The 13,193-nt window shown below is 59.1% G+C and carries 15 protein-coding genes; 2 read left to right on the plus strand and 13 right to left on the minus strand.

Going from position 1 to position 13,193, the window contains the following annotated elements; translation table 11 throughout:
- Positions 1 to 193: 193 nt before the first annotated feature.
- The gene (gene nrdD / locus ACOI7Z_RS18250; protein WP_004206513.1) at positions 194 to 2,332 is read left to right on the plus strand and encodes an anaerobic ribonucleoside-triphosphate reductase; all 2,139 of its coding nucleotides are present in this window, start codon (positions 194 to 196) and stop codon (positions 2,330 to 2,332) included.
- A 395-nt stretch (positions 2,333 to 2,727) separates the two neighbouring features.
- Entirely contained in the window at positions 2,728 to 3,192 is a 465-nt protein-coding gene (nrdG, locus tag ACOI7Z_RS18255) for an anaerobic ribonucleoside-triphosphate reductase-activating protein (protein WP_012969085.1), read from the plus strand.
- Positions 3,193 to 3,195: 3 nt separating this feature from the next.
- Here the strand turns inward: nrdG and ACOI7Z_RS18260 are convergent, their stop codons facing one another.
- From ACOI7Z_RS18260 to cybC, 13 genes are all read right to left on the minus strand, one after another.
- Complete coding sequence (locus tag ACOI7Z_RS18260; RefSeq protein WP_048336510.1) at positions 3,196 to 3,480, minus strand: type II toxin-antitoxin system RelE family toxin; 285 nt, start codon at positions 3,478 to 3,480, stop codon at positions 3,196 to 3,198.
- Entirely contained in the window at positions 3,470 to 3,712 is a 243-nt protein-coding gene (locus tag ACOI7Z_RS18265) for a type II toxin-antitoxin system RelB/DinJ family antitoxin (RefSeq protein ID WP_023291757.1), read from the minus strand. Before ACOI7Z_RS18265 ends, ACOI7Z_RS18260 begins: the two co-directional genes overlap by 11 nt.
- A gap of 77 nt (positions 3,713 to 3,789) precedes the next feature.
- A complete protein-coding gene (locus tag ACOI7Z_RS18270; protein ID WP_087848672.1) occupies positions 3,790 to 5,700 on the minus strand; it encodes a BglG family transcription antiterminator in 1,911 nt (636 codons plus the stop codon).
- A gap of 22 nt (positions 5,701 to 5,722) precedes the next feature.
- Complete coding sequence (locus tag ACOI7Z_RS18275; RefSeq protein ID WP_087848671.1) at positions 5,723 to 6,874, minus strand: lactonase family protein; 1,152 nt, start codon at positions 6,872 to 6,874, stop codon at positions 5,723 to 5,725.
- 66 nt (positions 6,875 to 6,940) lie between these two features.
- The gene (dagF, locus tag ACOI7Z_RS18280; RefSeq protein WP_087848670.1) at positions 6,941 to 7,681 is read right to left on the minus strand and encodes a 2-dehydro-3-deoxy-phosphogluconate aldolase; all 741 of its coding nucleotides are present in this window, start codon (positions 7,679 to 7,681) and stop codon (positions 6,941 to 6,943) included.
- Positions 7,678 to 8,796 (minus strand): DgaE family pyridoxal phosphate-dependent ammonia lyase, encoded by a 1,119-nt coding sequence (locus tag ACOI7Z_RS18285; RefSeq protein WP_086075671.1) that lies wholly within the window; start codon positions 8,794 to 8,796, stop codon positions 7,678 to 7,680. The genes dagF and ACOI7Z_RS18285 overlap by 4 nt, the downstream gene beginning before the upstream one ends.
- On the minus strand, positions 8,780 to 9,913 hold the full coding sequence (locus tag ACOI7Z_RS18290) for an amidohydrolase/deacetylase family metallohydrolase (RefSeq protein ID WP_087848669.1): 1,134 nt from the start codon (positions 9,911 to 9,913) through the stop codon (positions 8,780 to 8,782). The genes ACOI7Z_RS18285 and ACOI7Z_RS18290 overlap by 17 nt, the downstream gene beginning before the upstream one ends.
- 112 nt (positions 9,914 to 10,025) lie before the next feature.
- A complete protein-coding gene (locus ACOI7Z_RS18295; protein ID WP_004206504.1) occupies positions 10,026 to 10,670 on the minus strand; it encodes a DUF4310 family protein in 645 nt (214 codons plus the stop codon).
- Between the two features lie 13 nt (positions 10,671 to 10,683).
- Positions 10,684 to 11,460 carry a DUF4311 domain-containing protein gene (locus ACOI7Z_RS18300; RefSeq protein ID WP_002886897.1) on the minus strand — a complete coding sequence of 259 codons (777 nt, stop codon included), beginning with the start codon at positions 11,458 to 11,460 and terminating at the stop codon, positions 10,684 to 10,686.
- Positions 11,461 to 11,481: 21 nt separating this feature from the next.
- On the minus strand, positions 11,482 to 11,781 hold the full coding sequence (locus ACOI7Z_RS18305; protein WP_004206503.1) for a DUF4312 family protein: 300 nt from the start codon (positions 11,779 to 11,781) through the stop codon (positions 11,482 to 11,484).
- Positions 11,782 to 11,783: 2 nt separating this feature from the next.
- Positions 11,784 to 12,146, minus strand: coding sequence for an SFCGS family glycine-rich protein (locus tag ACOI7Z_RS18310; RefSeq protein WP_004206501.1), 363 nt, complete (start codon positions 12,144 to 12,146; stop codon positions 11,784 to 11,786).
- A 10-nt stretch (positions 12,147 to 12,156) separates the two neighbouring features.
- Positions 12,157 to 12,495, minus strand: coding sequence for a PRD domain-containing protein (locus tag ACOI7Z_RS18315; protein ID WP_004206500.1), 339 nt, complete (start codon positions 12,493 to 12,495; stop codon positions 12,157 to 12,159).
- Between the two features lie 289 nt (positions 12,496 to 12,784).
- Positions 12,785 to 13,171, minus strand: a complete 387-nt coding sequence (gene cybC / locus ACOI7Z_RS18320) for a cytochrome b562 (RefSeq protein ID WP_002886893.1) — start codon at positions 13,169 to 13,171, stop codon at positions 12,785 to 12,787.
- Positions 13,172 to 13,193 lie beyond the last annotated feature (22 nt).

A 13,193-nucleotide genomic window follows, 5' to 3' on the forward strand; every position in this document is an offset into this window, starting at 1 on the left:
ACTTAAAATGCGTCCCGGCCCTACATGTTGTATTAATCGTCTATTATGTCACCATATCTTGTCGATGTCTGGCGGTGATGAGATGTGGATAAAACGGGCCGGATCTGAAGGCAAACAGCACGAGCCGTAGCGTACAGCGCCTTCGGGATAACCTCCGCCTCTGTGGATAACCTGTTCTATATATGGAGTGATCATGACACCGCATGTGATGAAACGTGATGGCTGTAAAGTGCCGTTCAAGTCAGAGCGCATTCAGGAAGCAATTCTGCGTGCAGCTAAAGCAGCGGGAGTCGATGACGCAGACTATTGCGCCACCGTCGCAGAAGTCGTTAGCCAACAAATGCAGGGCCGCGCTCAGGTCGACATCAACGAGATCCAGACCGCGGTGGAAAACCAGCTGATGTCCGGCCCCTATAAGCAGCTGGCGCGCGCCTACATTGAGTATCGCCATGACCGCGATAGCCAGCGTGAGAAGCGCGGCCGCCTCAATCAGGAGATCCGCGGCCTCGTCGAGCAGACCAACTCCGCGCTGCTCAACGAAAACGCCAACAAGGACAGTAAAGTCATCCCGACCCAGCGCGACCTGCTGGCCGGTATCGTCGCCAAGCACTACGCCCGGCAGCACCTGCTGCCTCACGATGTGGTGATGGCCCACGAACGCGGCATGATCCACTATCATGACCTCGATTACTCGCCCTTCTTCCCGATGTTTAACTGCATGCTGATCGACCTGAAAGGCATGCTGACCCAGGGCTTTAAGATGGGCAACGCGGAGATCGAGCCGCCGAAGTCTATCTCTACCGCCACCGCGGTGACCGCGCAGATCATCGCCCAGGTCGCCAGCCATATTTACGGCGGCACCACCATCAACCGAATCGATGAAGTGCTGGCGCCGTTCGTCAGCGAAAGCTTTAACAAGCATCGTAAAATCGCCGAAGAGTGGCAGATCCCGGATGCCGAAGGCTATGCCCGCGCCCGTACCGAAAAAGAGTGCTACGACGCCTTCCAGTCGCTGGAGTATGAGGTTAACACGCTGCATACCGCCAACGGCCAGACGCCGTTCGTCACCTTCGGATTCGGTCTCGGCACCAGCTGGGAATCGCGGCTGATCCAGCAGTCGATTCTGCGCAACCGCATTGCCGGCCTCGGTAAAAACCGTAAGACCGCGGTGTTCCCGAAACTGGTGTTCGCGATCCGTGACGGCCTGAACCATAAGTTCGGCGACCCGAACTACGACATCAAACAGCTGGCGCTGGAGTGCGCCAGCAAGCGCATGTACCCGGATATCCTCAACTACGACCAGGTGGTGAAGGTTACCGGGTCGTTCAAAACGCCGATGGGCTGCCGCAGCTTCCTCGGGGTGTGGGAAAACGAGAACGGCGAGCAGGTGCACGATGGGCGCAATAACCTCGGCGTCATCAGCCTCAACCTGCCGCGCATCGCCCTGGAAGCGAAAGGCGACGAAGCCGCCTTCTGGGCGCTGCTGGACGAGCGCCTGCAGCTGGCGCGCAAAGCGCTGATGACCCGCATTGCCCGCCTGGAAGGGGTAAAAGCGCGCGTGGCGCCGATCCTCTATATGGAAGGGGCCTGCGGCGTACGGCTGAAAGCCGACGACGACGTCTCCGAGATCTTTAAAAACGGCCGGGCGTCGATTTCGCTGGGCTATATCGGTATCCATGAAACTATCAATGCGCTGTACGGCAACCAGCATATGTACGACAGCGAGGCGCTGCGCGAGAAGGGTGTGGCCATCGTCCAGCGCCTGCGCGACGCCGTCGATTTGTGGAAAGAAGAGACCGGCTACGGCTTTAGCCTGTACAGCACGCCGAGCGAAAACCTGTGCGACCGCTTCTGCCGTCTCGACACCGCCGAGTTTGGCGTGGTGGAGGGCGTGACCGACAAAGGTTACTACACCAACAGCTTCCACCTCGACGTGGAGAAGAAGGTCAACCCGTACGACAAGATCGATTTTGAAGCGCCGTATCCGCCGCTGGCTAACGGGGGCTTCATTTGCTACGGCGAATACCCAAACATCCAGCACAACCTGAAGGCGCTGGAAGACGTATGGGATTACAGCTATCAGCATGTGCCGTACTACGGCACTAACACGCCGATCGATGAGTGCTACGAGTGCGGTTTCACCGGCGAGTTCGAGTGCACCAGCAAGGGCTTTACCTGCCCGAAATGCGGTAACCACGACGCCTCCCGCGTTTCCGTTACCCGTCGGGTGTGCGGCTACCTTGGCAGTCCGGACGCGCGTCCGTTCAACGCCGGCAAGCAGGAAGAAGTGAAGCGCCGCGTGAAGCATCTGGGCAACGGGCAGATCGGTTAATTCCAGCTGGTTTAGCCCCTCCCCCTCTCCCCAACGGGGAGAAGGGACCGGCCCCGTAGCCGTTTGGCCACTAAGGCGCCGTTCCCGGATCGCGGCGCAAAGCGCCTTATCCGGGCTACAACCGCGTATGCGGCTTTTCGTAGCCCGGGCGAGCGCAGCGACGCCGGGAGCCGTTCCCTTTACAAATGCACAGCACCTCCGTTTTCGCAAAGCCATTAGCGTCAGAGCAAGGCGGCAAACGAGGGGATCCCAAACAGCCAGGTGGGTTTCCTCAAATCAGTTGGCGTTGTAGCAAGGCGGCAAACGAGTAAGTCCCGGGGAGCTTACTGGAGTAAGTGACCCGGGCGAGCGAGCGCAGCCAACGCCGCTACATCGGCAAATGAGAAGAGGAAACAATGAATTACCATCAGTACTACCCGGTAGATATTGTCAACGGCCCCGGCACCCGCTGCACCCTGTTTGTCTCCGGCTGCGTCCATGAGTGCCCCGGCTGCTACAACAAAAGCACCTGGCGGGTGAACTCCGGCATGCCGTTTACCGCCGAGATGGCCGACCGCATCATTGCCGACCTCAACGATACCCGCATCAAACGCCAGGGGATTTCACTCTCCGGCGGCGATCCGCTGCATCCGCAGAACGTCGCGGAGATCCTCAAACTGGTTCAGCGCGTGCGTGCCGAATGCCCCGGCAAAGATATCTGGGTCTGGACCGGCTATAAACTGGATGAGCTGAATGAGGCGCAGATGCAGGTGGTGAACCTGATCAACGTGCTGGTCGACGGTAAGTTTGTGCAGGATTTAAAAGACCCGGCGCTGATCTGGCGCGGCAGCAGCAACCAGGTGGTACATCATTTGCGATAGCGTTTAGAGCCGTTTATTCGCCTGATGATAAACGGCCGCTTTCTCTCTTTTGCCAATGGCAATAACGTAAACCACCACCACACTATCCCGTACTTGATACACCAACCGATAACCTGACGCCTTAAGCTTGATTTTGTAGCAATCCGGTAAATCACTCAGACTGGCCGATGCAATTCGCGGATTCTGCACAACCTGCTGGAGCTTATTTTTGAACTGTTTTTTGATCGTCTCGCCAAGCTTCTGCCATTCGCGCCAGGCACGCGGATCAAACGCCAGTTCATAGGTCATCCAGACTCACCTTCACCTCCGGCTGCGGGTTTTCCAGCCGCTCGCGGACGGTGCGTAATAATGCCGCTTCGCTATCGCTGATAGTCATACTTTTCACTGGCATGCGGCCATTTTCCGCAATGTATTGAAACAGCAGGCGCACCGCCTCCGTTGGCGTCATATCGAGTTTCTCCAGCACGGCATAAGCCTCTTTTTTGAGTTTATCGTCCAGTCGAACGTTGAGCGTGGCCATTATGCCTCCAGAAAGGGATATTTTGTAATGCATTATAGCATTACATTTGCATTACACTCGAATCTGGAAAACGCCTCTCAAAACCGGCTGACGCACTCCATCGCCACCGTTTTAAACTCATCGAAGCTGCGGGTCGCGGCGAGGCGGCTCATAGCGCGCTCGCGCAGGAAAGTCACGAAAATATCGTAGATCGCCATCGCCTCTTCATACTCGCGCTTGCTGATAGCGAGCAGGAAGATGATATGGGCGGTTTCGTCACCCCAGGCGATGCCCTGCGGGGCAATGACGGTATAGACCACCGTCTTTTTCGCCAGTAGCCCCAGGGAGTGCGGCAGCGCAATGCCATCGCCGAGCATGGTGCTGACAATCGCTTCACGCTCCACCACCGAAGCATGAAACTCGGCGTCAACAAAGCCTTCCTCCAGCAGCTGCTGGCACAGCTCGGCGAACAGCGTTTGCTGATCCATCGGCGTATCGACCACCCGGAAGTGGGCGGCATCGAAGTACTTATTCAGCATCCATGGACGGGTACGGTCCACCAGCACCAGCTTGCCGATCTGATCCAGTTGATAGTCAGTGGGGAACGGCGCGATGGTCACTACCGGCTTGTCTTTTTCGCTGATCCGCACCGTGGAGATAACAAAATCCGCCTCGATCGCGTCCCGCTGTTCGTATTCGCGCTGGGAAATGGTGGCGGCGATCTCCAGCTGCGGATATTTGCGCTGCAGGATCGCCTCGATCATCCGCACCATCGCATTGCTGGTATCGCACACCAGCAGCACCTGCGGCTGACGCTGGTAGCCGATGTTGTAGTGGCGCTCCAGCCCGACGCCGATATGCAGCACCAGAAAGCCGATTTCGTTTTCGCTGATGGTGTACGGAGTATATTTGCCCCAGCTGGAGACCGCGGCGAGGGTCATATCCCAGGCCATCGGGTAGTGCTGTTTGATGTTATCCAGCAGCGGATTGGGGATCATGATCTGGTAACGTACGCGGGTGATCATGGTCTTTATGTGGGTTAGCAGATCGGCGTGCAGCTGGGCATCGTCCAGCAGGTTGTAGTTATACTGGCTGTTGATGTAGCGCAGGATGTAGTTGACCAGCGCTTCGTCATCGTCGGCGCTGATGGTTTCCGGGTCCACGTCCTGTACCTGACGGGCGGCGATATGCACGCACAGCCACTCTTCTTCCGCGGGCGATAAAGGTTTTCCGGCCAGCCGCTGTAGCTCTCCCGCCAGATCGTGAGCGGCATCGCGGACGTTCTGCGCCACATCTTCAGCACTAAAATCCGCCAGTGGGTAGCCTTCGCTGACGCGACGCACCACCACCGCCCCGTACAGGCAGATAAAGCGCTCGCCGACGTCGGTGAGACGAATATGGTGGCGCGTGAGCGTCTCCTGCAGCACCGGCTCCAGCAGCGCAGGCACCTCCTCTGCAAAGGCCTCGGCGCCGATCGGCGGCGCGATACCGCCCTGCTGGGTTAGCTCCCACAGCAGGTCGGTGAGGCAGGCGCGAACCGATACCTCGCTACCGAACAGCTTCATGCCGTGGCGCGGGCGGGTTTCAAGGGTTAGCTGATAGCGCTGGAAGCGCTCGCGCACCTCGACCATATCGTTTTGCAGCGTGGCGCGGCTGACGAACCACTCATCCGCCAGGTCTTCCAGCTTGATCGAGAACGCCGACGTCAGAAAACGCACCAGCAGGAAAGTGATGCGATCCTGGGCGGTACGCGGGACATGCTGCGCCTTCGGCGCCGTCTCCTCCAGCGCCTGGAAGCTCGCCGGGTTATCAATTTTCAGCTGATAACCGCTGCCGCGGTTAAGGATAAACTGCGCGCCATACTGCGCCAGTAGCGCATTCAGGGCGGTAATATCGGCGCGCACGGTACGAGTGGAAACCGACAGGCGTTGCGCCAGCTCATCCTGCGGCAGCGTTTCATTCCGCAGCAGGGTGAAGAGTTGCGCTAAGCGCTGGTTGGGAAATCGCATGTCAGTTCCTTGTGGTTACGGCTCAGGGTTGGGCGGAAATCACCATCTGCGATGGGCTGCCGACCGGCGTGTAGTCTGAGACAAAGGTCAATTTGCCATCCTTCGGCGCCACGCTGAAGCGGGTAATATTATCGCTACGCTGGTTCATGACGTACAGCCACTGCCCCTGATTATCCAGGGTCAGCGTGCGGGGGTAATCTCCGCGCGTCCAGATATCCTCCTGGTGGCGCAGGCGGCCGTCGGCCTGCACCGTAAAGTGGGCGATGCTGTTATGCAGACGGTTGGCGACGTACAGCTGTTTGCCGTCGTTGCTCAGCGCCAGGCCGGCGGCAAAGCTGGTGCCCTTATACTCTTTGGGCAGCGCGGAGACAGTTTTGCCTTCGCGCAGCAGGCCGCTTTGCTGATCCAGATGATAGAAGGTCAGCGTCGACGCTTCCTCGTTAATCAGCCACAGACCGTCGCCCTTTGGCGTGAAGACGAAGTGGCGCGGGCCGGCTCCCGGCGACGAGGCGGCGATAAACGGCGGATCGTTCGGCGTCAGCTTGCCGCTGGCGCTATCCAGCCGATACTGATAGATCCGATCCAGTCCCAGATCGGTGGAGTAAACAAATTTCCCGCTGGGATCGGCGGCGATCATATGGGCGTGCGGGCCATTGTGATCGCTGATGGCGAAGCTGCCCTCGACGGCCGCCGCCGGGCGTTCGGCCCCTGCCGGGCCTTCATCCTGATGCCTGTCCACCGCCTCGCCCAGGCTACCGTCTTCTTTCACCGGTAGCACGGCGATGCTGCCGCTGACGTAGTTGGCCACCAGCAGCTGTTTACCGTTCGGCGTCAGGGAGAGATAAACCGGACCGGCGCCGCCGGAGGCGACCTGATTGAGTGCGGTCAGCTCGCCGTTCTTCTCAATGCGCCACGCCTGCACCACGCCTTTCTCCACTTCGCTGGCGGCATACAGCGTTTTGCCATCGCGCGAGACGGTCAGCTGCGCGGCGTTCGGCAACGAGCTCACCAGCGTCCTGTCACGTAGCGCGCCGGTTTGGCTATCAACGGTAAAGCGGTACAGACCTTCGCCATTGGGATTATAGGTGCCTACCCAGGCATAGTGAGTTTGCGCGGCGCCGGCGGCGGCAAACAGGGACAGTGAAGCGACAAGCAGATGACGAGCGACAGGCATAGCAACTCCTTGATGGTTCAGTGGGATAAGCTGCCCCTCACCCTTTGAGGGCGAGGGGCGATGGCACTACTTCACTAACTGTTTGGTCATCTCCAGCAGCTGGCGAACATCGGCCGGGCGGGTGTTGCCGCTGGCCTTATCGATAATCGAGCTGTAGATATGCGGGATGATTTTGCTCACCCCGGCATCAAGGGCGATCTTCAGGATCGCGCTGTAGTTTTCCAGATCGATACCGCCGGTCGGCTCCAGCCAGAAATTGTGCGCGGCGCAGGCTTTGGCCACCGCCTCGAACTCGTCGCGGTGCTTCAGGCCGCCCATCGGGAAGTATTTGATGGAGCTGCCGCCCATATCTTTTAACAGCGCGATGGCGGTTTCCAGCGGCACAATCCCATCCGCCGCGCCGCTGCTCAGCGGGCCGGTGGAGATCTTCACCATACCCGGGGTGCCGGTGGGCGAGACCAGGCCGTTGACCACCGTTTCGTTCTGCCCGAGCAGCGCGCGGCTGGTGGCCACGCCGGTGAAGACCTGATTGACGTGCTGCGGCTGCACCTGGCGCGAAATCTCGCTCACCATCGCCGACTGATTCGGATCCCCTGCGCCCAGCCCGACGGAGAGGGCGTTATCAATCAGCTTCGCGTAGTCGCGCATATCGGCCACCGCGCTGGCGACGTCCGGGTAGTTTTTGGAGAGCACGCCGACCAGGACATGACCTTCCGCCGCGTCATAGATTTCCCGGGCGTTGTCTTTGCTACCCGCCAGGACGTTCAGGCACACGCGGTCACGGTAAAAGTTTGGGGTCAGTTTCATGCTTGTTTCTCCTTGTTCAGAACTTCCGCGATACGGCGGGCGACTACCGCCAGCTGCTGGGCGTCAACGCTGCGGACATCGGCTTCGATAATGCCTTCATTCGCTTTATAGCCGCGGAAGTAGATGGCGTATTCGCCCTGCTTCAGCGCGTTAACCAGATCGCCGGTCTTCACGCCGGTCACCGCTTCGTCGAATTTGATTTCGGCGCGGGCGATATCGCGGCCGGCGCTGTCCCAGACCACGCGGGCAGTGACGCCGTTGAGGGTATTGAGCTGTTCGATAAACGGCGTCATCTTCGCCACCATCTCTTGGCCGCTCTCTTTGCTTGCCGTCAGGTAGTGTTCAATGGCGCAGGTCAGGCCGAGGATCCCCTCTTTACCCACTTTCATCGCCCGGCCAATCCCCATCGACTGGCGTTTAACCCACTCGACGTACTGCGTTTTGCCGATCACCAGCCCGCTGGTCGGCCCTTCAATCGCTTTCGCGCCGCTGTAGATCACCAGGTCGGCGCCCATGCGGTAGTAGCCCTGCAGATCTTCCTCCGCCGCCGCGTCGACGATCAGCGGTAAATGATGCTGACGCGCCACTTCCGCGGCCTGCGCCACGTTGAGCATGCTTTTCTGCACGCAGTGGTGGGATTTGATGTAGAGGATCGCCGCGGTGCGCGGGGTGATCGCCGCCGCCAGCTGTTCGGCAGAGCATTCGTTGGCGTAGCCCGCTTCCACCAGCCTGCCGCCGCCCAGCGCCACCATGGTGCCGACCGGCGCGCCGAAGTTGACGTTGTGGCCCTTCGGCAAGACGATTTCGTTATGCTCTATCGGCGTGACGTGCAGGTTCTCCAGCAGCCAGTCGCTGTCTTTCACCAGCACCGCCGCCACCGACTGGGCAATCCCTGCCGAGGCGCAGGAGACCACGGTCGCCCCTTCCACGTCCAGCAGCCTGGCGATGTACTCGCCGGTTTTATTCACCAGATCTTTCATTTCAAAGTACTGGTTCATGCCGGCCATCGCGGCGTCCACCACTTCCGGACGCGGCGTGGAAACGCCCAGCGCCGTCATCCGGCCAGAAGTGTTAATAACTTGTTTTAAATGGTATTTTTCAAAAATCGAAGGCATGTTCCGCGCTCCCTTGTTCGGTCAGATAGCCTTTGCCCGCGCGGATCGCGGCCAGCGGCACCAAAATGTTGTCTGCCTGGAGGCTCTCTTTTTCGGCATCCACCAGCAGCGTTGGCTGGCGCTCCAGGCGAAATAGCGTGAGATCGGCGTCGAAACCCACTTCCAGCCGCCCTTTACGCGACAGGCGCAGCCCCTCGGCAGCGCTGACGGTCACGCAGGCAATCACCTGCGACAGGGTCATGCCGATGGCGAGAAATTTCGACATCACCAGCGCCAGCGAACGCACCGGGCCGTCGATGCGGTTACGGCAGTAAATATCCGAGCTGATGGTGTGCGGCAGAATGCCCAGCGCAATCGCCCGGCGCGCCACTTCAAAGCTGAAGCTGGCGGTACCGTGGCCGACGTCGAGGCGCACGCCGCGCTGCAGGGCGCGAGTAATCGAACTGCGCAGTTCGCCGGCAGGATTCAGAATGCGGTTCGGTTTGCCGTTATAGCAGTGGGTAATGATGTCGCCGCGGCTCAGCAGATCGGCGATTTCATCGAGGTTCGGCGGATTGTTGCCAATGTGCACCATCAGCGGCAGATCGCCGTTTTCCTGCTGAATCGCCTTGGCGCACGCCAGCGGCGTAATGCCGTTTTCCCCCACCACGCTGCTGCTCATCCGCGCCTTCAGACCAACGATAAAATCGGGATGACGCTGCACCGCCTGCTTCACCGCCTCGGCGTCAATATTGGTCATATTGGCCAGTTCATTCTGGGCAATCAGCCCGACGCGGGAGATATTGAGCAGGGCATAGACTTCCGTCGCCGCTTTACGGGTCAGTTGATAGAACTCATCGACATCGTCGGCGCCGGTGCTGCCGGCATCAATCACGGTGGTGACGCCGGCGGCGATGCCGACGCTGTCCGGCTCATCGTGATAAATTGGCGAATTCGGGTAGCAGTGAACGTGGGAGTCAATCCAGCCGGCGCTGACGTAGCTGTTGCCCTGCAGTTCGAGGGTTTTGCGGGAGGGCGCGCTAATCTCGCCCAGCGCCGCGATTTTCCCGTCCTGAATGGCGATATCAGTCAGGGTATCGTCGACGAGGCGCGCGCGGCGCAGGAGTAAATCAAACATAGCTATCTCCTGATGAAAGAGTGTATCTGTTGCCGGATGGCGGCGTACCGCCTTATCCGGCCTACCAATCGCGCTGACGTGTAGGCCCGATAGGCGCCGCGCCATCGGGCGATTAGCTAATCGCCACCGGGAAAATGGAGCCGAGGATCATCGCGCCGAGGATGGCGCCGCCGGTGATCGGTTTCTGCCAGATGTAGAACAGCAGGGCGCCAACCAGCGAGCCGATCCCGATAGGAATCGAGGCGGTCATTGCGCTGAGGATGATCAAGGGGCCGAGGAAGCGGCCGGAGGCATTACCGGCCCCCATCATCACGTCGGCGCCGTAGGTGGAGTCGCTCTGGTTGATGGTGAACTTACGCGCCAGAATGATGATGTAGCCCACCGCCAGACCGAGGATCAGGCCGGTTGCCAGCGAGGCGGCGAAGTTCGCCACCGGGAAGACAAAGCCCGCGCCGAGCAGCAGCGCCGGGACGCCAAGACCGATCCCGGTCTGAATAGCGCCGCCGATATCGAGGATCCCCACCAGCGACCCTTCGATGATGCGGGCGAACAGGAAGCTGGCGCCAAACGCCGCCACCGCGCCGTAAACGCCGGTATCAATCCCCGACTTCAGCATCGCCACGAAGGCGACTTCGTTAAAGGCGCCGATGCCGTACAGGTAGTACATGTGGGTCCCGGCGAAGACGCCGGAGGAGAGCAGGCCAACGAAGATCGGGAACGACCAGTCGGCATACCAAAAACCTTTATTCTGTTCCATTATCAGGCTCCCGTTACTTGCCGCTGAGTGAGTTGTGGATCATGTCCAGCCAGTTCGGCACGGTCAGATGGAAGGATTCGATCATCTTCATGTCGAAGCCGCGGAAGAAGCCGCTGAGGACGAACAGGGCGACAATGGCCACCATCATCACTTTGGTGACCCGGTTCCAGCCGCTCTCTTCAACGCCTTTGCCGATCAGGATGCCCAGCACCAGCCCCGGTACGGCGTTGCCCATAATCAGCTGCGCCGCGCCGCCGAAGATGGTCGCCCAGAAGCCTGATTTTTTACCGGCGTCGATCGCCGCCAGCCAGAAGATCACCGGCATCACGGTGTTCACCAGCAGGTTTGCCGCCGGGACCAGTACCTTAACCGCGGTCACCTGCAGCGCTTCCGGTACGGACGAGGCGGTGAGGTTAAGGAAGGCGACGACGATCATGCCGATGATGCCGCAGGAGATGGCCATTTTTTTCGGATCGTGCAGCGTTTCGCCGACGTTACGATTTTTCAGCATCAGCGCCGCCGCGCCCCAGTTGGGGATAATGCGGTGGTCAACATCCTGGGTGAAGGAGCCTGCTGCAACGGAAGAGGCCCAAGCGTTAAAGAAGAAACCGAGGCCAAAGGAGAAGTGGGAAGCCGGATCGCCCTCACAGGAGTTCAGCTCGCCCAGGGTTCGAAACGCCCCCATCCCCTGGGTGGTAGGGGCATGAAACATGCGTGCCGCTCCGGCGCCCACGCCGACGCCGACCAGGCCGCCGATGATAAGCGATTTTATTAATATTATCAGGAACATAGTCAGACCCTTTGCTAACAATCAGGTTTGCGTGACGAAATCCACTTTATCGAGATCGATGGCGGTCACGTTGACGGTGACGTCCAGCTCCACGCTGTAGGTCCGTCGTTCACGGCGCAAAAAGAAAAACAGGAAGGCCTCTTTTCGTACCGCTTCGCGCGCATGAACAACCGTCACGTCCTGTGGCTCAATACGCAGCAGAATGTGCGATGACGTTTTCATCACCGCAGCCTGCACATGGTTCAGGGCATCGGCGAAGGCCCGTGATTTGCTTTCGCCTTTGCCGGCAACCCTTACCGTGGTGGTGAATTGCTCTTTCATACTTATGCGCCGTATTTCTTTTTCCAGGCCTCTACCAGCCGCTCGCCCAGCTCTTCTTTATCCATAAAGCCGAAGCCCAGTACGTTGCAGCCTTCGTTGATGGCAGTGACGCCCTCTTCCACGGAACGCATGCCGTATTTCGCTTTGTAGCCGTATTTGGTCTGGGCGGTGATGGCGCCGGCGCCGCCGCTGCCGCAGAAGGAGATGCCGAAGGTGGCGTTTTCCGCTTTCATCATGTCGCCAAGCTTCATGTCGGCAGCAACGCCAGGGACGACCACTGCACGTGCGCCGGCTTTCTCTGCGCCTGCGGCGACTTTTTGGCCTTTACCCAGACGGTCGCCAATAACTACGGTGATTTGTTCCATGTTTTGCTCCTTACAGGTTTTCTTTTGCGACTTCGAAATGGACGGAGAGCAGCCAGGCCTCTTCATCAGGCAGGTTGCCGAACTGCGCGACCACTTCGCGGGCCAACGTCATTGAATCTGGTGAAATCTCTTCGAACAGGCTGGCATCCACTTCCGGCAGCGGTTCCCCGCTGATTGACCGGTGGGCCATCGCCCGCACGTGGGAGGTCAGCATTTGCTCCTGAACGTCGTTAGGGACGATGCCGTGACGGCTTAACAGGGCAAAAACCTGCTGCAGCATCTTGTCAGCCAGGCGTTCGGTCTGCGCTGCCTGCTCCCCTACGTCGTGTATTACCGCTCCGTTATTCACTTCTGATACCCCGCTGATGTCTCTGGGAATCAAAGTAGCGCCGGGGGATGGGAGTTTGTAGCGAGTTGTTTTCCACTTCGAAGTGGAAAGGGAGACGGCAGGCGTGATCGACACCACACATTCACTGGAAAAATGAAAAAACAGCAATTATGGCGTGAGACGTATCACAACAATGCGCGCGAATGAGCCGCCCGCGGCTGCGGAAAGGCCGGAAAAAGAAAAGGGAAAAATGTGATACAGGTAGGTTTTCAGGCGGGAGACATCGGCTGATGCCTCCCGAAAAGAACAGTTAGCGGTACTTCTTATGGTAGGTGTTGCGGGTGGTTTTAAACTCCTCCGCGGCGGCCTGCGCCTCTTTCACCTTGCCTTCATTCGCCAGCTTCAGCGCGCCGTCGATCTGGCCGATCAGAATATCCAGACCGTGACGGTAATCTTTCATCTCAGCGCTGTCGGCCGCTTTGCCTTCCAGCTTCGGCGGGGTCTCTTTCTGGGCATCAACCGCGGCGGTACGCATCTTATTCAGCGCCGCTTTCAGCTCGCCGGCGTCAGAGGTTTTCTGTACCACTTGCAGATTTTCTGCCAGAGTGTCCATGTCTTCGCCCAGGTCGGCGAAGGCCGAGGCTGAACCGAGCGCAAAAGCAGAGACAGCCAGCATCGCTAACAGTTTTTTACGCATTGCTCACTTCCTTTTTATTATT

This window comes from Klebsiella sp. C283, from assembly GCF_048822555.1.
GTDB lineage: Bacteria > Pseudomonadota > Gammaproteobacteria > Enterobacterales > Enterobacteriaceae > Klebsiella > Klebsiella quasipneumoniae.